Genomic DNA, 17,590 nt, shown 5'->3' with positions numbered 1-17,590 from the left:
GACCGGTGCGCTGAGTTGGTGCGCTCAGCCGTTGTGCTGAGCCGGGGCGCTCAGCCGGTGTGCAGGACCCGGAAGCGGCCGAGGTCCGCCGGGTCGCGGTCGGCCACCTGGACCGGGGCCCAGGCCCACTGCCACACACCGATACCGGGCACCCGGGAGAACCGGACCGGTCCCCGGGTGCCCTCGACCGCGACCGACGGCCAGGCCCCGGCGGTCCGGGCCCGGTCGGCGCCGTGCGAACGCAGCACCTCGGCGAGGACGGTGACGGTGTCGTAGCCCTCGAAGGCGACGAAGGAGGGCTCCTCGCCCAGCCGCTCGCGCAGCGCCGCCCCGACGCGGGTGCCGAGCGGGCCGAGGTGTTCGGGCAGGTAGCGCAGGAACGGGACCCCGGCACCGTCCTCGCCCAGCAGCGTCGCCCAGTCGGCGAGTTCGGGCTGCCCGGCCGGAGCACCGAGCAGGATCCCGGCGAGGCGCCGGTCCCGGCGGACGGCCCGAACGATCGGGACCGCCGGGTCGGGGTGGCCGGCCAGGAGCAGGAGGGCGGTCGCGCCGTCGGCGGCCAGCTCCTCGCAGACGCCCTCGGGAGTGAGGGTGCGCAGGTCGAGTTCGACGAGGGTGCCGCCGCCCGCCGTGATCCGGTCCCGGAGGATGCCGGTCCCGGAGGCCCAGTAGAGGCTCGGGTCGGCCGCCACGGCGATCCGGCGGTGGCCCGCGGCGAGGAGGAAGTCGGCGTAGACGGACCACCCGTGCGACTGGGCCGGGGCGATGCGGGCGACCTGCTCGGCGGGCCCGTCGGTGAGCGCGTCGAGCACCGCCGAGGAGCACAGGAAGGGCAGACCGAGGGCCTCGGCCCGGGCGGCCGCGGCGCGCGCGACCACGCTGTGGTACTCCCCCGCCAGGGCGGCCACCCCCAGACCGGCCAGTTCCTCCACGGCCGCCCCGGCCCGCGCGGGATCGGCGGCGGTGTCGCGGACCACGAGCTCGACGGGCCGGCCCGCGATCCCCCCGGCCTCGTTGAGCTCGCGCGCGGCCAGGTCGAGTCCGGCGAGCAGGTGCCGGCCCGCCGCGACCCAGCCGGGGCGGGTCAGCGGCACGAGCGCGCCGATCCGGACCGGCGGCCCGCCGGCGGGCGACACCCGGTGCGGCCCGTTCGGCCCGTGCTGCGTGTGCTGTCCGCGCGGGTCCGGTGGTGTGTTCATGCGGCGGCCTCTCCCCGTGATCAGCTCGGCGGTCCATGATCGGGACGCGCGCGCAGCCTATCCGGGCGCGCTCCGGTGGAGGCCGCCGCGCCCCACGACGCAGCCGCCCCGGCGACACGCACGTCACCCCGTTCGGGTGACATTCCCCCCTTTCGCACCGGACCGCTCCCTAGGGTTCGAAGCACCGTTTGTCTACGAAGGGGTTTACGCCATGTACCGCACCGTCCGCACGTTCGCCGTCCTCATCGCCGCCGTCGGCGCCATTTCCGTCCCCACCCAGGCCTTCGCCGACGACACGGTGACCGTCAACACCACCACCATCACCGTGATCGGCACCGGCAACCAGCTCGCCGGCGGCGAGATCACCAATGTCGGCGGTGACGCCGTCATCGGTTCCTTCGACGGCATCGACGTCCACTGACCCCGACCCCTCTGTCCCCCGGTTCCAGCACGGAACCTCACCGCCCGCGCCAGTCCCCGGCGCGGGCGGTGCCGTGTCCCCGCCGGCCGCGCCTCGCGCTCAGGTCTCGCGCTGCGGGTGGTACTCCGCCTCGGTGGTGCCGAACGTCCAGGCCACGCCGGCGCGGGCGGTGCGGGTGTCCGGCGGCACCCGCAGCCAGTAGGTGCGGAAGGTGCCGTCCGGCTCGGCGGTCGAGTTCACCACCTCGACCATCACCACCGGCTCGTCGTCCGGCAGTTGGATCCGCCAGAGCACACCGGTCTCGTCCCGGTGCAGCGGCTCGGCGCCGGAGTCGGCGAGGTAGCGCTCGTAGCCGTAGTGCTCCAGCAGGACGCGGCGCAGCTCGGCGTTCTCCTCGGTGCGGATCCGCTCGACCGTGACGGTGCCGAGCCCGGCCAGGAACTCGGCGGGGACGGGCATGCCCCGCCAGGCGTGGAGGGCGAAGCCGTCGGAGTATTCGAGGGCCGGTCCGTCGGCGCGGTCCAGCCGGCCGGCCTCGTCGCGGTGCAGGGCGGTCGGGCGCTCGCTGATCAGCACCGTGTCCGCGTAGGGCCACCACCAGCCGGTGGTGCGCGCCACCTCGGCCAGCGCGGCGATCCCCTCGCCGCCGGCGGCCACCGCACCCGGCGCGCCGTCCGGCGCCGCGCCCAGCACCCCGGCGGCCTCGAAGGCGGCGAACCAGGGCGCGTCGTGCTGGCCCCGGACGGCGTCGAGCAGCGCGAGCCTGGCCGTGGTGCGGCGCTCGCGGGCCACCCCGGCGTCCCCGGGCGGGACGTCCCCGACGGCCGGGTCGGGAGCGAGCCGGTCGAGCAGGGCGCCGCGGATCCGGTCGGCGAGCGCGTTGGTCACCGGGCCGAGCTCGCCGCCGGTCAGCGCCCAGAGCGGCGGCCAGCCGACCGCGCCGGTCCGCTCGACCGCCTGGCGGCGGACCTCCTCCCACGGCCGGGTCCTGACCGCCTCCCGGACGGTCGAGGCCCCGGCCGCGCGCAGCTCCAGGGCTGCCTCCGCCGCCGCCAGCGGCGAGCCGAACCACCTGATGTCGGCCGGTTCGGCCAGGCCGGCGGCCCGGTACGCGGCCCGCACCGCCCGCTCGGCACCGGCCCGGTCGGCCGGGCCGGTGGAAGCGGCGGTCGTCCGCCAACGGGCCGTCACCTCGGCCGTCACCAGGGCCGCGGCCCCGTCCGGTGCCGCCGCGCCGGCCACCGCCACGTCCGGCGTCGCCTGTCCCGTCCCCATGCCCATCACCCTCTCCGTTCCCGGCCGGGCACCCCGCCCGGCCGCGGCGCGGACGCCGTGCGCCCGCCCCGCCTCGTCGTGCTTCCCCACCTCGTGCGCCGCTCCGCGCGCGGCCGCCGTCAGTCGGCGACGATCCGCACCGCGCCCGGCGCGTACTCGCGCTGACGCACCACCCGGAACCAGCCCTTGGGCAGCGGTATCGCCGCGTGCTCCTCGTGCACCACGCGCCCGCCCTCCGGCAGGTGCAGCCACGCCACCCCGAACGGACCCGCCTCGCGCCGCAGCTCCCCGGGCCCGACCACGGCGTGCGCGTGCCCGGTCACCTCGCCCAGGGCCAGCACCAGCCGGCCCCGCGCGTCCCTGGGCTGCGCGGCCAGCGAGGCCACCCGGGCCGGGACGGCCCCCTCCTCCACCGGCACCAGCAGTACGTCACCCTGACGGAACATCAGCTCTCCCTCACCGCATCGACGGCGCATCGGATTCCCACACCACGGACCATAGGGCAGGGGTCCGACAACGGCCCCGGCACCCGAGTGACCGCGGTGATTGCCGGGACTGCCGGGACAGGTGAAACGCGGCGGTCGCTAGTCTGTGCGACCGTCGGCCTGCGGGGCCGACCCGCACATGTACCAACAGGGGGATCTGTCACCGTGTCGTCCCGTCGTACCGTCCTCACCGCCCTCGCCGCGGCCACCGCCGTCCTGGCCCTCGCCGCCTGCGGCCCCGACAACGAATCCGGGACCGGGGCCGCGACCGCCGGTTCCTCCGCGGCCCGGCCGCCCGCCGCCGAGTCCTCGGACGCCCGGCCGACGGCGACCGGGTCCTCGGCCGCCCAGCCTTCCGCCGCCGCACCGCCGAGCGCCTGCGCCCCGCCGAAGCCCGTCGGCCTCCGCCGGGTGATCCACCCGGTCAAGCAGCCGCGCCAGGACACCGTGACCTACCAGGAAACCGGCTACACCTGCACCGCCAACGTCGGGAAGTGGGAGCCGACCGGCCCCCGGAAGACCCTGATGTTCGCCCCGGAGGTCAAGGCCCAGCTCCAGCCCGCGTCCGGACAGTTCAAAACCGTGGTGGTCGGCGAGCTGTGGAACCACATCGGGGCGTGCCTGGACCGCACCCCCGACGCGGGCGTGTGCAGTCCCGGACTGAACTACGAGATCTCGCTGGACGGCGAGGGCAGGATCAACGAGATCCAGGAGCTGTACGCCTCCTGAGCCGCTGCCACCGTCCGGCCGCGTCGGCGGTGCCCGGCCCGCGCGGCCCGGGCGTCGGCGCCCTCAGGTGCACCAGAACAGGAACGGTGTGCAGGTGGGCGTCGGCCGCGGGGAGGGCGTGCCTGACGGGGTGGCGGTAGCTGTACCGGTGCTGGTCGCGGTGGCGGTACCCGTGCCCGAGGGCGAGCCGCCCGCCGACGTGGGCGGGCCCGACGCCGGGGGCGGTGCCGTGGGCGCGGCGGTGCCCGGCGCCGCCGGGACGGGCGGCGCCGAGCCGGGCGCTCCCTGCTCCGGCGCGCCTCCGGCGGCCGGCGCCGTGGCCCCGCCGCCCTTGCCCGCCGAGGGCGACCCGGAGGCGGAGCCGGACACCGAGGGCGACCCGGAGGCCGTCCTGCTCGCGGGAGGCCGGGTGGTCGACGGGGCCGGGACCGGGGCCGTCACCGCCGGAGCCGTGGACACCGTCGACCCGGGGGCCGAACCGCTCCCCGGTGCCCCGGTGGTGACCGGGACCGGTGCCACCGCCTCGGCCGGTACGCCCTCGGAGCCGTTCGCCACCAGCGTCGCCGCGCCGAGCGCCACCACCGCCGCGCCGAGCACGGACAGCACGATCCGCCCGGGCCGCCGCCGCGTCCGCCGCGCCGTCCGCCGGGAGCCCGGCCGACCGGCGGGCGGGCCGCCACCGGACGCGGCCGGTGCCACTCCTCCGCGTTCCGGAAGTGGTCGCGCGGACGCCAGGACCTCGGGGCCGGGCGGTGCCGGTCGGTCCTGGCCGGTCGCGGGCGCCCCGCAGCCGGGGCAGGCCAGGGCACCGTTCAGATGACGGCGGCAGGGCGCGCAGTAGTTCATAGGATCTTCCCCGGGCTGCCGGACGGCAGTCGCTCGCACCGGTCACCGTTCTTCGCCGCCGGTCGCGCACGTCGTCGTGCACATGGCGAGCCTAGGCAGCGCGGGCGCGGAGGTGCCACGGCTCCCTGTGAGGCTTCTGGAGAGATGCCGTGTCAATCGGCCGCGCACCACCCGGCGGCCGCCCCCGGTCCGCAGCCTCTCCGGACGAGCCGGGGACGAGCCGGAGGCGGTCCGGGAGGCGGTCCGGGGACGCGCCGGAAGCGGTCCGGGGACCCCTCGCGGCCGCCCCGGAGGCGACCCGGCCGGGGGATTGTCGGTCCGGGCTGGTAGACAGTTGTTCGGCCCGCACCGACGCCCCAGGAGCAGCGCATGACGGTCAACAATCACATCGAGGACTTCCACGGCCTGCGGGTCTTCGACTTCGTCGCGGCCGTCGACGCGGGCGACGAACTGCCGGAAGCAGGAGCGGTCGCCTGGAAGATCGGCGTCGAGATCGACTCCGAGCAGGACTGGCCCACCCGGTGGGGGCAGTTCCTCGACCGGGTGGACACCGCCTCGGTCGCGGCCGTGGTGGTCGGCGAGTGGTCGCACGACGGCCCGCAGACCTTCGCCGGACCGATGGCCGCCATCCTGGAGGCGGCCGACCGGCTGCCCGCGCTGCGCGCGCTGTTCCTCGGCGACATCACGTACGAGGAGAACGAGATCTCCTGGATCCAGATGGTCGACGTGACGCCGGTGCTGACGACCTTCCCGCTGCTCAGCGAGCTGGTGGTGCGCGGAGCCTCCGGCGAGTACGCGGAGGGCGAGGGCATGGCGCTCCAGCCGCTGCGGCACGAGCACCTGCGGGCGCTGCGCTTCGAGTCGGGCGGCCTCACCGCGGAGGTGCCGCGGGCGGTGGCGGCGAGCGAGCTGCCCGCGCTGGAGCGGCTGGAGTTCTGGCTCGGTGTGGACGCGTACGGCGGCACGACCAGCACGGCCGACCTGGAGCCGTTCCTGGACGGCGGCCGGTTCCCCGCGCTGCGCCACCTCGGCCTGCAGAACAGCGTGTTCCAGGACGAGATCGCCGCCGCCCTCGCGCACGCCCCCGTGGTGGCCCGGCTGGAGTCGCTGAACCTGTCGATGGGCGCGTTCACCGACGAGGGCGCGACGGCGCTGCTGGACGGCCAGCCGCTCACCCACCTCAAGCGCCTCGACCTGCACCACCACTACCTCACCCAGGGCATGCAGAACCGGCTGCGCGAGGCCCTCGCGGGGGTCGAGCTCGACCTCTCCGAGGCCGGCAAGCCCGACGACCGGTGGCAGTACGTGGCGGTGGCCGAGTAGTCCGCCCGCCCCGGGGCGGGTCCGCCGACAGCCGCCCCGCCGTCCCTGCCCGACCGACCGTTCCCGCACTCGCCGAAGTCGCCGATATCGCCGCCCAGGGGGGCACCCGTGATCTTCACCAGCACCGTCGACCGTTTCCTCCACCTGCCAGTCGTCGACTTCTCGGTCGACAAGCCCCGCCGGGGCAACCGGGGTGAGCGGATCGAGCTCCCCGAGCCGGGCACCGTCGCCTGGCGGCTCGCCGTGGCGTACGGCTCGGAGGGCGGATTCGAGGCCCTCTGGTCCGCCTTCCTGGAGACGGTCGACCCGGCCACCGTCCGCGGGCTGCTCCTCGGCCCCTGGTGGATCCAGGACTACACCCCGGTCTCCGAGGCGCTCGCCAGGATCCTCGCCGACGCCGACCGGTTCCCCGCCCTGGAGGGTCTGGTCATCGCCGACGTCTCGTCCGAGGACTGCGAGATCTCCTGGCTGGAGATGTCCGACGTCACCCCGGTCCTGACGGCGTTCCCCGGGCTGACCGACCTCGTGGTGCGCGGCGGCAACGGGCTGCGGCTCGAACCCTTCCGGCACGAGCGGCTGACCCACCTGCGGTTCGAGAGCGGCGGGCTGCCGGCCGAGGTGGTCCGGGCGGTCGCCGCGAGCGAGCTGCCCGCCCTGGAGAGCCTGGAGCTGTGGTTCGGCGTCGACGAGTACGGGGGCGACGCGACGATCGACGACGTCGCGCCGCTGCTGACCGGCACCCGGCTGCCGGCGCTGCGCCACCTCGGCCTGCAGAACAGCGAGTTCCAGGACGAGATCGCCGCCGCCGTCGCGCACGCCCCCGTCGTGGCGCAGCTGGGCACGCTGAGCCTGTCGATGGGCGTGCTGAGCGACGAGGGCGCGGCCGCACTGCTGGACGGCCAGCCGCTCACCCACCTCAAGAGCCTCGACCTGCACCACCACTACCTCAGCGAGGCCGTGCAGGAGCGGGTCCGGGAGGCCCTGCCGGGCGTCGACGTCGACCTCTCCGACGCCGAGGAGGAGGACGAGGACGAGTGGCGCTACGTCGAGGTCTCCGAGTAGGCGCGGGCCGATGCTAACGACCCCGTGGACCACCGGCCCCGCTCCGGCCCGGGCGGGCCTCCGGCTCCCGCCGGACGGGCGGCTGACCGTGCTCGGCAATCCCGGCCACCGCCGGGTGACGCTGTTCGCGGCCGCCGCCCGGGCCGCCGGGCTGCCCGAACCCGCCGTCCTGCCCTGGATCGATCTGCTGCGCGGCACCCACCGGCTGCCCCCGGGCGCCGTGCTGCGGATCGAGTCCCCGGGCGAGGACGAAGCGGTGGACGCGCTGCTGCGCGGCCCGGTGCTCGGCGCGGACTACGCGGCGACCCGGGTCGAGGGCGGCGCGGCCTGGTACGCCGGGGTGACGTCCGCGCTGCGCAGACTGGCCGCTACCCCAGGGGTCGGGCTGCTCGGTGATCCGGAGGAGATCGCCGTGATGTTCGACAAGCGGCGCACGCACGCCCTGCTGTCGGCGGCCGGGGTCCCGGTGCCGCGCGCCCTGGAGGGCGGTGCCGTCGCCGGCTGGGAGGACCTCAGGGCGCGGTTGGACGCCGCCGGGCTGCGCCGGGTCTTCGTCAAACCGTCCCACGGCTCCTCCGCCTCGGGCGTGGTGGCGCTGGAGTTCGGGCCGCGCGGGCAGCTGCGGGCCACCACCTCGGTGGAGCTCGTCGACGGCCGGATGCACAATTCGCTGCGGGTCCGCCGCTACCAGGAGGAGCGACAGGTGGCGGAGCTGGTCGACCGGCTCGCCCCGGACGGCCTGCACGTCGAGCAGTGGGTGCCGAAGGCCTCCCAGTCGGGCCGCTCGGCGGACCTGCGGGTCGTGGTCGTCGCCGGGCGGGCGACCCATGCGGTGGTCCGCACCAGCGACCGGCCGATGACCAACCTCCATCTCGGCGGTGCCCGGGGCAGCCTGGAGCTGGCCCGGGAGGCCGCCGGACCGGCCTGGCCGGACCTCCTGGAGACGGCGGAGCGGGCGGCCGCCTGCTTCCCGGGCTCGCTGACGGTCGGCGTGGACGTCCTGCCCACCGCCGCCTGGCGACGCACGGTGGTCGGCGAGGTCAACGCCTTCGGGGACCTGCTGCCCCGGCTCACCGGCCTGCCGGGCGGACCGGCGGAGGGCCTGGACACCTACGCCGCCCAGCTCGCCGCACTCGGCGCCGTCCCGCTCGGGGCGCCGGACCCGGCCCCGGACCCGGCGACGCGCTCGACCCGTCCGACGCACCCGACGCACCCGAACCACCCACGTACGGAAAAGCCCTGATGAGCCACCGCACCGCCGCCACCGACCCGACCGCCGACCCGACCGCCGACCCGACCATCGACCCGGGCACCTCCCCCACCCCTGCTTCGGCTCCCGCCCCCGCCCCTGCTCCCGCTCCCGCCGAGCCCGACATGAACGCCGTGGTGGGCAGCCACGACCTGCTGCTGGTCACCCTGGACACCCTGCGCTTCGACGTCGCCGAGGAGCTGGCCGCCGCCGGGCGGATCCCGCACCTGGCCGCCCACCTTCCCGGCGGGCGCTGGGAGCGGCGGCACTCCCCCGGCAGCTTCACCTACGCCGCCCACCAGGCGATCCTGGCCGGCTTCCTGCCGACCCCGGCCTCGCCCGGCGGGCCGCACCCGCGGCTGTTCGCCGCCCGGTTCGCCGGATCGGAGAGCACCGCGCCGCGCACCTGGGTGTTCGACGCGCCCGACCTGCCGGGCGCGCTCGCCGCCGCCGGCTACCGGACGGTCTGCATCGGCGGCGTCGGCTTCTTCAACAAGCAGGGCCCGCTGGGCTCGGTGCTGCCGGGCCTGTTCCAGGAGAGCCACTGGGCGCCGGAGATGGGCGTCCCCTCGCCGACGTCCTTCGAGGCACAGGTCGACCGGGCCGAGCGGGTGGCGGCCGAGCAGCCCGACGGGCAGCCGCTGTTCCTGTTCGTCAACGTCCCGGCGCTGCACCAGCCGAACTGGTTCCACCTGCCCGGCGCGACCCGCGAGCACGGCGACAGCAGGGAGAGCCACGCCGCCGCGCTGGAGTACGTGGACGCCCACATCGGCCGGCTGTTCGCGGCGATGAGCGCGCGGCGACCGTGCTTCGCGATCGTCTGCTCGGACCACGGCACGGCCTACGGGGAGGACGGCTACACCGGCCACCGGATCGGCCACGAGGTGGTCTGGACGGTGCCGTACGCCCACTTCACGCTGCCCGCGACGACCCCGACCCCGGTGCCCGCCTCGCCCACCCCGTCCACCTCGCCAGCCCCGTCCCCCTCGTCCGCCGTACCCGCCCCGACCGCCGAGGAGACCGCATGACCACCGCCCCCGCCGCGCCGGCCGTCCTCCCCGAAGGGTCCGCGGGCTCCTCCCCGTACCAGTCGTACGTCTACGCCTACCCGCACAAGACGGCGTACCGCGAGCTGCCGGACCGTCCGCCGCTGCGCGAGCTGTGGGCGGGCGAGTCGCAGCACGCGCTCTCGCTCTACCTGCACATCCCGTTCTGCGAGGTGCGGTGCGGCTTCTGCAACCTGTTCACCCGGATCGGCGGCCCGGACGGACTGACCACCGCCTATCTGGACGCGCTCGACCGGCAGGCGGGCGCCGTCCGCGCGGCACTGGACGAGGGGGCCGGGTTCGCGCTGGCCGCGTTCGGCGGCGGCACCCCGACGTACCTGAGCGCCCCCGAGCTGGAGCGGCTCTGCGACATCGCGGAGCACCGGATGGGCGCCGACCTGCGGGCGATCCCGCTCTCGGTCGAGGCCTCGCCCGCCACGGCCACCGCCGACCGCCTCGCCGTACTGGCCGAGCGCGGCACCACCCGGCTGAGCCTGGGGGTGCAGTCCTTCGTCGACGCGGAGGCCCGTTCGGCCGTCCGGCCGCAGAAGCGCGCCGAGGTCGAGGCCGCGCTGGGCCGGATCCGCGACGCCGGGTTCCCGGTCCTCAACATCGACCTCATCTACGGCATCGACGGCCAGACCGAGGCGAGTTGGCTCCGGTCGCTGGACGCCGCACTCGACTGGCGGCCGGAGGAGCTGTACCTCTACCCGCTGTACGTCCGGCCGTTGACCGGGCTGGCCCGGCGCGGGGAGGCGGAGAGCCCCGCCCAGTGGGACACCCGGCGGCTCTCGCTCTACCGGGCCGGCCGGGACCATCTGCTCGCCCACGGCTACGAGCAGGTGTCGATGCGGATGTTCCGCCGGGCGGCCGCGCCGCAGGCCGGGGTGAGCGAGTACGCCTGCCAGACGGACGGCATGGTGGGCCTCGGCTGCGGCGCCCGCTCCTACACCTCCCGTCTGCACTACTCCTTCGACTACGCGGTGGACGCGACGGAGGTGCGCCGCATCATCGACGACTACGTGGCGACCCCGACGTTCGACCACGCGGTGGTCGGCCGGGCGATGACGCCGGCGGAGGCCCGGCGCCGGCACCTTGTGCAGTCGCTGCTCCAGGCCGAGGGGCTGGCGCTCGCCGACTACCGGGACCGCTTCGGCAGCACCCCGGCCGAGGACTTCCCGGCCGAGTTCGCGGCCTTCGCCGCACGCGGCTGGCTGGTGGAGGACGCGCACCGTGCGGCCGGCGCGGCCACCGGGCGTGCGGAGTCCGCCGCGCCCGCCGAGCGGCTCAGGCTCTCGCCCGAGGGCCTGGCGCACTCGGACGCGGTCGGCCCGATGCTGTTCTCCCCGGAGGTCCGCGCGCTGATGGCGGAGTACGAGGCGAAATGACCTTCCTCGGCATGCCCGCGCCCGGGCCCACCCCTGCCCCCGCACTCACCCCTGCTCCGCTGCCCACCGCGACCCCGGTGTCCGGGCCGCTCGACCTCCGCCTGCTCTACCGGGGCCCGCTGGCCTCCTGCGACTACGACTGCCCGTACTGCCCGTTCGCCAAGCGGCGCGACACGCCGGAGCAACTCCGTTCCGACCGGGCCGCGTTGGAGCGGTTCACCGGCTGGGTGGCCGGACGCGGCGGATCCGGGGACACCCTCTCGGTGCTGTTCACCCCCTGGGGCGAGGGACTGGTGCGGTCCTGGTACCGGCGGGCCATGGTCGAGTTGAGCCGACTGCCGCACGTGCGGCGGGTCGCGATCCAGAGCAACCTCAGCTGCCGCACCGGCTGGCTGGCCGAGGCGGACCTCGACACCCTCGCGCTCTGGGTCACCTACCATCCCGGCCAGGTCGAGCACGCGCGCTTCCTCGCCAAGTGCCGCGAGCTGGACGCGCTCGGCGTGCGGTACAGCGTCGGCGTGGTGGGGCAGCCGGAGCACCTCGCGGCGGCCCGGCGGCTGCGCGCCGAGCTGTCCCCGGCGGTCTACCTGTGGATCAACGCCGCCGAGGGCCGGAGCTACACCGACGCCGAGGCGGCCGACTGGACCTCCCTCGATCCGCACTTCGGCTACAGCCGGCACGCCCACCCCAGCGCCGGCCGGGCCTGCCGCACCGGCGAGTCCGTGGTCTCGGTGGACGGCGACGGCACCGTCCGCCGCTGTCACTTCGTGCCCGAGGAGCTGGGCAACCTCTACGACGGCTCCTACCGGGCCCGGCTCGGTCCGCGGGCCTGCCCACTGCCGGTCTGCGACTGCCACATCGGCTATGTGCACCTGGAGACGCTGCCGCTGTACGAGGTCTTCGCGGGCGGCGTGCTGGAGCGCATCCCCGCACCCTGATCCCCCGCACACCCGGAGCCCACACCCCGATCCCCCGCACCCGGAGCCCGCACACCCGGTGACGGCGCCGGCACGCTGCGGGGTACCTCGCCCCCGTCCCGGCTCCGGCCTGGCCGGGGCCCGGTCCACGTACCTACGCTGGGGGGAGGAGGAGGCGATCAGCATGCTTGGAGACGCACCCTTGGTGGCGATCATTCCCGCCGCCGACGTGGCCCGGGCGAAGGCTTTCTACACCGACACCCTCGGCCTCAAGTTCACGGACGCCGGCCCGCACGGCGATCTGACCTTCGAGTGCGGAGGCAGCGAGTTCGGCATCTACGAGACACCCAGCGGCGGCCAGGCCGCCCACACCCTGGCCAGTTTCAAGGTCTCCGATCTGGACGCGGAGATGGCCGGACTGCGCGGCAAGGGCGTCGTGTTCGAGGAGTACGACCTGCCCGGCCTGAAGACGGTCGACGGCGTCGTCGAGGACGAGGGCATGCGCGCGGCCTGGTTCAGGGACAGCGAGGGAAACATCCTCTGCCTGAACGAGCGCACCGCCGGCTGACCCGGTCGGCCCGCTCGCGGCAGACAGAACCGGACCGGACGCACCGGACACGTCCCCGGCCGGGCACCGCACTGCGCGGTGCCCGGCCGGGGCACGGAGGGGCAGGGGACGCGGCGGGCGTCAGCCCTCGGCGGCGAGGCCGGGGACGGCGGTGTCGAGGGCCTCGGTGACCTGGTCCAGCAGCACCCGCAGGGTGGCGAGCTGTTCGACCGGCAGCCCGGTCGCGACCAGCAGTCGGCGCGGCACCTGTCCGGCGCGCTCGCGCATCGCGGAGCCCTCACCGGTCAGGCTGACGGTGACCGAGCGCTCGTCCTCCGGACTGCGCTTCCGGTGCACCAGGCCGGCCGCCTCCAGTCGCTTGAGCAACGGGGAGAGCGTCCCCGAGTCCAGTCGCAGGTGTTCGCCGATCCGTTTCACCGGCAGTTCGCCGTGTTCCCAGAGCACGAGCATCACCAGGTACTGCGGATACGTCAGGCCAAGGTCCTTGAGCAACACCCGGTAGACACCGCCGAAGGCGCGGGAAGCCGCGTTCAGCGAGAAGCAGATCTGTCGGTCCAGGAGGAGCAGGTCGGCATCGTCGGGAAGGTCGGGCAGCACGGTCATGGGTCCATGGTAGCGACGACATGTGCACAATTAAGTTGCGTCCAACTGAATCGTGTGCTCTACTTGCTCTCGGGAGGCGGTCCGAGCGGGCCGCCGGACCACCACTTCGTACGCAGGACGGAAGGGAACGGACCATGGACGCGCTCTACACCGCAGTCGCCACCGCCAACGGCCGGGAGGGCCGCACCGTCAGCTCCGACGGTCAGCTGGACCTCGCGCTGGCGATGCCGCCCGGCCTCGGCGGCAGCGGTCAGGGCACCAACCCGGAGCAGCTGTTCGCCGCCGGCTACGCCGCCTGTTTCGCCAGCGCGCTGGGCCTGGTCGGCCGGCAGGCCAAGGTGGACACCGGCGAGATCTCGGTGACCGCCGAGGTGTCCATCGGCAAGGACGCCGAGGGCTTCGGCCTCGCGGTGGTGCTGCGGGTCGAGCTGCCCGAGGCGCTCGCCGGCGAGACCGGCCAGCTGCTGGTGAAGAAGGCCCACGAGGTGTGCCCGTACTCCCGCGCCACCCGCGGCAACATCCCGGTCGAGCTCGTCGTCGAGTAGTCACCGGCCGGGGAACCACCGGTCGGGCCGTCAACGGCCCCCGAGCACCCCGACCACCGACGGTGCCCCGTCGCGCGACCGCGCGGCGGGGCACCGTCGCGTCAGGGGGTTCCGGCGGGCGTCAGGCGGTTCCGGCGGGCGGCGGGGGCGGACCGGGCGGCGCCGGTGGAACCGGAGGCTGGGGCGGCGGACCGGATCCCGGCGGGCCGTCCGCACCCCGCAGGACCTCCAGCCGGTGCCGGTACTCCCCCGCGTCGATCTCCCCGCGCGCGAACCGCTCCGCCAGGACCTGCTCGGCCGCCGGCCAGGCCGGCAGCGCTCCGCCCGCCGGACCACCAGGACCACCGGGGCCTCCCGGACCGCCGCCCCACACGCCCTTGGGCGGCGGCGGACCGGCGACCCGCGACCGCCGGGTCAGCAGCACCACGACGACCACCAGCGCCACCACGGCCAGCAGCAGTCCCAGCGCGAACAGGCCCAGGCCCCAGGGCCCGACACCATGGCCGTAGTCATGGCCGTTCCAGTGCCTCATCACGACCTCCTCACCACCCCGGTCGACGCGTCGCCGCCACGACCGACGGCCCACCCCGGGGCGCTCGGCGCCTCACCACCATCGTGCGCCCCCTCCCGTCGGAGTGGCGTGAGGAGATGCCGCCCCGCCGGCCCGTGGGGCGCACACGGGGTGGAGGAGCGCGGGAGGACCGGCGAGCATACGCCGCCGACGGCCCCCCGGACCGGTAGAGCCCCTGGCGCCGGACCGGTCCGCACCCGGCCGGGTAGCGTTCGCCCCATGAACCACCAACCGCCGGCCGACGACCGCGAGCGCCTCGTCGCGGCCGGGGTGCTGCTCCGCTACACGGACCACCGCCCGCACCCGGCACTGGGCCACTCCACCATCGGCTACGTCTCCACGGCGCTCTGGTACGAACTCACCGCACTGGCCATCTCCCCCGACGCGGCGGCGGCCACGGCCCAGGCCCTGCTCCGCGCCATCGCCGCCGACGCGGTGGACGCCGCCCTCCTGCCCGGCAACGAGAGCGCGCCGCGCGACGACCTCTACGTGACCCACCCCGCGTACATCGGCCCGCGCCGCCGCACGGTCTGGTTCCAGCGCTCCGGACCGCGCGGCCTGGTGACAGCGATGTTCCCGCCGTAGAACCCGGCCCCGAGCCGATCACGCGACGGGGCACAGCGGCCCCGCCACACCGCCCCGAGCCGTCGGACACGGCGTCAACGCCGCTCCGGACCTCGTCCTCGCGGGCGGCCCCCGGCGCGCTGTTGGCGGGCATGGCGCACGTACATCACCGTCCCCGCCGCCGGTACCCCGGCCAGGACGAGGGAGAGCCCCACCGGGAGCACCCCCGCCCACACCGTCGGTGAGACGTACGCCGTTCCGGAGGTGTCGTCCGCCATCCACGCCCGGGCCGTTTGCGAGCCGACGCGCCCCTCGACGAGCACGTCGAAGGACGGACCGCCGTCGTCAGCGGTGAAGGCACCGGAGCAGGATGTCGAGGATCCCAGACCGGCCCCGATGTCGTGCGTCCGGCAGTCGACTCCGGTCACCGTCCCGGGCTCTCCCCACAGTGCCGCCCGCAACTCATCGGTGAAGTTCGCCAGCACGGCGTAGGCCAGCAGCGCGCCGACCAAGCAGACCAGCACGAGCCACGGGCCGGGTCCGACCTCCTCCGGCTGCCGGTACGGAACGTCCCCAGCCTCGCTCATCCCCACCCCGGATCGTCGACGGACCTCCATGGTGACCGGTCCGGGACGCCCTCGGAAGACCCTCCGCGCGCCGTCGCCGGTCCGGTCGGACGCGGCGAGCCGACGTGCGCGACCGGTCCGGGATCACGCGCGGCCCGGGACGGCCGGCCCGTCCGGACCGCCCCGCTCGATCCGCAGGCTGTGGCACGTCCAGCTGAGCAGGTCGGTCCCGAAGATCGGCGGCCGGTCGTGGTAGGCGCCGTCCGCGACGGACAGGTTGACGATCAGGTAGGCGTGCCAGTCCGCGCCCACACCGCGCCGGTCGGCGTGGATCAGGGTGCCGTCGACGAACCAGTCGACCGAGTAGGCGCCGAAGACCGTCCGCAGGTCGAAGGTCACGCCGGGGGCTATACCGGCCTCGGCCCCGTGCCAGTAGCGGTAGCCGCCCCGGACGTGGTTGGAGATCTCCAGCAGGTCCGGGTTGTCGGGGTGGTACTCGAAGACGTCGATCTCGTTGCCGCCGTCCCGCCAGGTCCAGATCGCGGGCCAGGCGCCGAGCTCGCGGGGCAGGGTGACGCGCGCGCTCAGCACGTCGCCGGTGCGGACCTGGAAGCCCTCGGGACTGCCCTCGGTGGTCAGCAGACTGCACGTCCAGAGGTCGCCGCCGTGGCGCCGGACGGCGGTGAAGAGCCCGCCGGGGCAGTACGCGCGGCCGAGGAAGTCGAGTTTGTGGTCCCCCCGGTTGGTCGGCCCCATCCGGGGATAGGCGCTGCTGCGCCCCGCGATCCACTGGCTGGTCGATGTGAAGTCCGCGTCGAACACGACGGCCACGGCTGCCTCCCCGGTCACCGGCGGCGCGGCGGCCCGCTACCGCCGCACACGCAGGGTGATATGCCCGATACGCAGCGCAATATTCGAACCGGACGCTCCGGATCCAGCCGATTTCCGGTCGAACGGAGTGCCGACGGGGATCGGGCGCGGGCGTACTGGGTCAGCGGACCGGCGCAGGCGCGTCACTCCCGCGCGCGCTGCCGTTGCGCGCGCCCCCGGCCCGGCCGTCGGCCCCGCGTCCCCCGGTGCCTCCTCCAGGGCCCTCGGTGCCCCCACCCGCGCCCTCGGGCGAGCCCGAGGAATCCGGGGAGCCCGAGGAGTCCGGGGAGCCCGAGGAGTCCGGGGAGTCGTCCTCCGGGCCCAGACCGCCGAAGGTGTCGGCGCTCAGCCGGTCGGTCACCGACACCACGCCGTCCACCGAGCGGCAGAGGTTCAGCACGATCGGGACGAGGTGCGGCTCCGGCACCGTGCCGCTGAGCACCACCCGGCCCTGGTCCACCTCGACGCCGACCAGGGCCGGGCTCACGCCCTCGACCCGGCCGAGCACCTCCTCGACGATCTCCCGGCGGATCACCCGGTCCTCGCGGAGGAAGACCCGGAGCAGGTCTCCCCGGCTGACCATGCCGAAGACCCGGCCGTCCACGTCCAGCACCGGCAGCCGCTTCACACCGTGCCGGCCCATCAACCGGGCCGCCGCGACCACGCTGGTCGACGGGGTGATGCAGATGACCGGCCCGCTCATCAGATCGGCGGCGGTGACGGCGCCGTCCGGACCGGGCCTGGCGGCGCCGGGCGGCGGCATCAGACTGCCCTGGTCCTCCTGGGCCGCCAGGGTGAGCAGCAGGTCGGCCTCCGAGACGATGCCGAGCGGCCGACCGTCGTCGTCCACCACCGGCACGCCGGTGATGTCGTACTCGGCCAGCAGCGCGACGATCTCCCGGAAACCGGTCTCGGGCATCACCCGGACCACGGGACTGGTCATCACTGATTCGACGGTGGCATGCCGCACGCCGGTTCACCTCGTCCGCGAGCACCGTCCGGCCGGACCTCTGTCGTCCGGTCGGCTGTACCAGGAGCATCTCCCCCGACCGGCCGATCCGCCAGGGGCCAAGGGGCTGAATCGCGGGGACCATCGGCCTCTGGCCCCGAACGCCGCGTTTACCGGGCCCCGTCGCGCGTCCGCCGGGCCCGGCACCGCACCGCTCCGGCGTCCGGCCCGGATCCTGCCCCCCGTCCCGGTGCCCCGTACGGGCCGGACCGGCCGATCGGGGGTGCGCAGGACACCGGCCGGGCGGGTACGCCTTCCGGCCGGACCGCCCACCGGCGACCGCCCACCGCCGCCCCCGGGAGCCCCCGTGACCGAACCCTCCAGCTCCGACGACCGACCCGACCGACTCGGCCG

20 protein-coding genes are annotated in these 17,590 nt (G+C 75.3%); 11 read left to right on the top strand and 9 right to left on the bottom strand.

Annotated features, from left to right (window positions below; genetic code table 11):
* Window positions 1–50: 50 nt before the first annotated feature.
* Complete coding sequence (locus ACW14Y_RS36940) at window positions 51–1,199, bottom strand: ABC transporter substrate-binding protein (protein WP_456984942.1); 1,149 nt, start codon at window positions 1,197–1,199, stop codon at window positions 51–53.
* 211 nt (window positions 1,200–1,410) lie between these two features.
* On the opposite strand from ACW14Y_RS36940, the gene ACW14Y_RS36935 reads away from it, so the two are divergent.
* Window positions 1,411–1,620 carry a hypothetical protein gene (locus tag ACW14Y_RS36935; RefSeq protein ID WP_030393111.1) on the top strand — a complete coding sequence of 70 codons (210 nt, stop codon included), beginning with the start codon at window positions 1,411–1,413 and terminating at the stop codon, window positions 1,618–1,620.
* Between the two features lie 99 nt (window positions 1,621–1,719).
* Here the strand turns inward: ACW14Y_RS36935 and ACW14Y_RS36930 are convergent, their stop codons facing one another.
* Window positions 1,720–2,895, bottom strand: coding sequence for a DUF6745 domain-containing protein (locus ACW14Y_RS36930; RefSeq protein ID WP_456984941.1), 1,176 nt, complete (start codon window positions 2,893–2,895; stop codon window positions 1,720–1,722).
* A 119-nt stretch (window positions 2,896–3,014) separates the two neighbouring features.
* Entirely contained in the window at window positions 3,015–3,341 is a 327-nt protein-coding gene (locus tag ACW14Y_RS36925; RefSeq protein WP_380395044.1) for a hypothetical protein, read from the bottom strand.
* 204 nt (window positions 3,342–3,545) lie between these two features.
* On the opposite strand from ACW14Y_RS36925, the gene ACW14Y_RS36920 reads away from it, so the two are divergent.
* On the top strand, window positions 3,546–4,109 hold the full coding sequence (locus ACW14Y_RS36920; protein ID WP_456984940.1) for a hypothetical protein: 564 nt from the start codon (window positions 3,546–3,548) through the stop codon (window positions 4,107–4,109).
* A gap of 63 nt (window positions 4,110–4,172) precedes the next feature.
* On the opposite strand, the gene ACW14Y_RS36915 is transcribed toward ACW14Y_RS36920, so the two are convergent.
* Window positions 4,173–4,955 carry an SCO2400 family protein gene (locus ACW14Y_RS36915; RefSeq protein WP_456984939.1) on the bottom strand — a complete coding sequence of 261 codons (783 nt, stop codon included), beginning with the start codon at window positions 4,953–4,955 and terminating at the stop codon, window positions 4,173–4,175.
* 369 nt (window positions 4,956–5,324) lie between these two features.
* Here ACW14Y_RS36915 and ACW14Y_RS36910 point away from each other — a divergent pair, with 369 nt between their 5' ends.
* From ACW14Y_RS36910 to ACW14Y_RS36880, 7 genes are all read left to right on the top strand, one after another.
* The gene (locus tag ACW14Y_RS36910; RefSeq protein WP_456984938.1) at window positions 5,325–6,278 is read left to right on the top strand and encodes an STM4015 family protein; all 954 of its coding nucleotides are present in this window, start codon (window positions 5,325–5,327) and stop codon (window positions 6,276–6,278) included.
* A 108-nt stretch (window positions 6,279–6,386) separates the two neighbouring features.
* Complete coding sequence (locus ACW14Y_RS36905) at window positions 6,387–7,340, top strand: STM4015 family protein (RefSeq protein WP_380443157.1); 954 nt, start codon at window positions 6,387–6,389, stop codon at window positions 7,338–7,340.
* Between the two features lie 10 nt (window positions 7,341–7,350).
* Entirely contained in the window at window positions 7,351–8,583 is a 1,233-nt protein-coding gene (locus ACW14Y_RS36900) for an STM4014 family protein (protein WP_380394838.1), read from the top strand.
* A gap of 131 nt (window positions 8,584–8,714) precedes the next feature.
* On the top strand, window positions 8,715–9,617 hold the full coding sequence (locus ACW14Y_RS36895; RefSeq protein WP_456988355.1) for an STM4013/SEN3800 family hydrolase: 903 nt from the start codon (window positions 8,715–8,717) through the stop codon (window positions 9,615–9,617).
* Complete coding sequence (locus ACW14Y_RS36890; RefSeq protein WP_456984937.1) at window positions 9,614–11,023, top strand: STM4012 family radical SAM protein; 1,410 nt, start codon at window positions 9,614–9,616, stop codon at window positions 11,021–11,023. Before ACW14Y_RS36895 ends, ACW14Y_RS36890 begins: the two co-directional genes overlap by 4 nt.
* Entirely contained in the window at window positions 11,020–11,961 is a 942-nt protein-coding gene (locus tag ACW14Y_RS36885; RefSeq protein WP_456984936.1) for an STM4011 family radical SAM protein, read from the top strand. Before ACW14Y_RS36890 ends, ACW14Y_RS36885 begins: the two co-directional genes overlap by 4 nt.
* A 163-nt stretch (window positions 11,962–12,124) precedes the next feature.
* A complete protein-coding gene (locus ACW14Y_RS36880) occupies window positions 12,125–12,508 on the top strand; it encodes a VOC family protein (RefSeq protein WP_380307222.1) in 384 nt (127 codons plus the stop codon).
* 120 nt (window positions 12,509–12,628) lie between these two features.
* Here ACW14Y_RS36880 and ACW14Y_RS36875 read toward each other — a convergent pair whose 3' ends face one another.
* The gene (locus ACW14Y_RS36875; protein WP_043475867.1) at window positions 12,629–13,111 is read right to left on the bottom strand and encodes a MarR family winged helix-turn-helix transcriptional regulator; all 483 of its coding nucleotides are present in this window, start codon (window positions 13,109–13,111) and stop codon (window positions 12,629–12,631) included.
* A gap of 134 nt (window positions 13,112–13,245) precedes the next feature.
* Here ACW14Y_RS36875 and ACW14Y_RS36870 point away from each other — a divergent pair, with 134 nt between their 5' ends.
* A complete protein-coding gene (locus tag ACW14Y_RS36870) occupies window positions 13,246–13,656 on the top strand; it encodes an organic hydroperoxide resistance protein (protein WP_030393124.1) in 411 nt (136 codons plus the stop codon).
* 121 nt (window positions 13,657–13,777) lie between these two features.
* On the opposite strand, the gene ACW14Y_RS36865 is transcribed toward ACW14Y_RS36870, so the two are convergent.
* Window positions 13,778–14,188, bottom strand: a complete 411-nt coding sequence (locus ACW14Y_RS36865; RefSeq protein WP_456984935.1) for a hypothetical protein — start codon at window positions 14,186–14,188, stop codon at window positions 13,778–13,780.
* Window positions 14,189–14,446: 258 nt separating this feature from the next.
* Between ACW14Y_RS36865 and ACW14Y_RS36860 the strand changes: the two genes are divergently transcribed.
* Entirely contained in the window at window positions 14,447–14,812 is a 366-nt protein-coding gene (locus tag ACW14Y_RS36860) for a hypothetical protein (protein WP_456984934.1), read from the top strand.
* Between the two features lie 74 nt (window positions 14,813–14,886).
* Here ACW14Y_RS36860 and ACW14Y_RS36855 read toward each other — a convergent pair whose 3' ends face one another.
* The 3 genes from ACW14Y_RS36855 to ACW14Y_RS36845 form a co-directional block, all read right to left on the bottom strand.
* Entirely contained in the window at window positions 14,887–15,378 is a 492-nt protein-coding gene (locus ACW14Y_RS36855; protein WP_402722549.1) for a hypothetical protein, read from the bottom strand.
* Between the two features lie 123 nt (window positions 15,379–15,501).
* Window positions 15,502–16,188: a LamG domain-containing protein gene (locus tag ACW14Y_RS36850; RefSeq protein WP_340632938.1), complete on the bottom strand. Its 687-nt coding sequence runs from the start codon at window positions 16,186–16,188 to the stop codon at window positions 15,502–15,504.
* Between the two features lie 160 nt (window positions 16,189–16,348).
* Complete coding sequence (locus ACW14Y_RS36845) at window positions 16,349–17,170, bottom strand: CBS domain-containing protein (RefSeq protein ID WP_402722550.1); 822 nt, start codon at window positions 17,168–17,170, stop codon at window positions 16,349–16,351.
* Window positions 17,171–17,590: the final 420 nt, after the last annotated feature.

The sequence above is a fragment of the Kitasatospora sp. cg17-2 genome (genome assembly GCF_054031055.1).
Note: the sequence above shows the minus strand (reverse complement) of the source record. Positions and strands in the feature narration are given on the sequence as shown.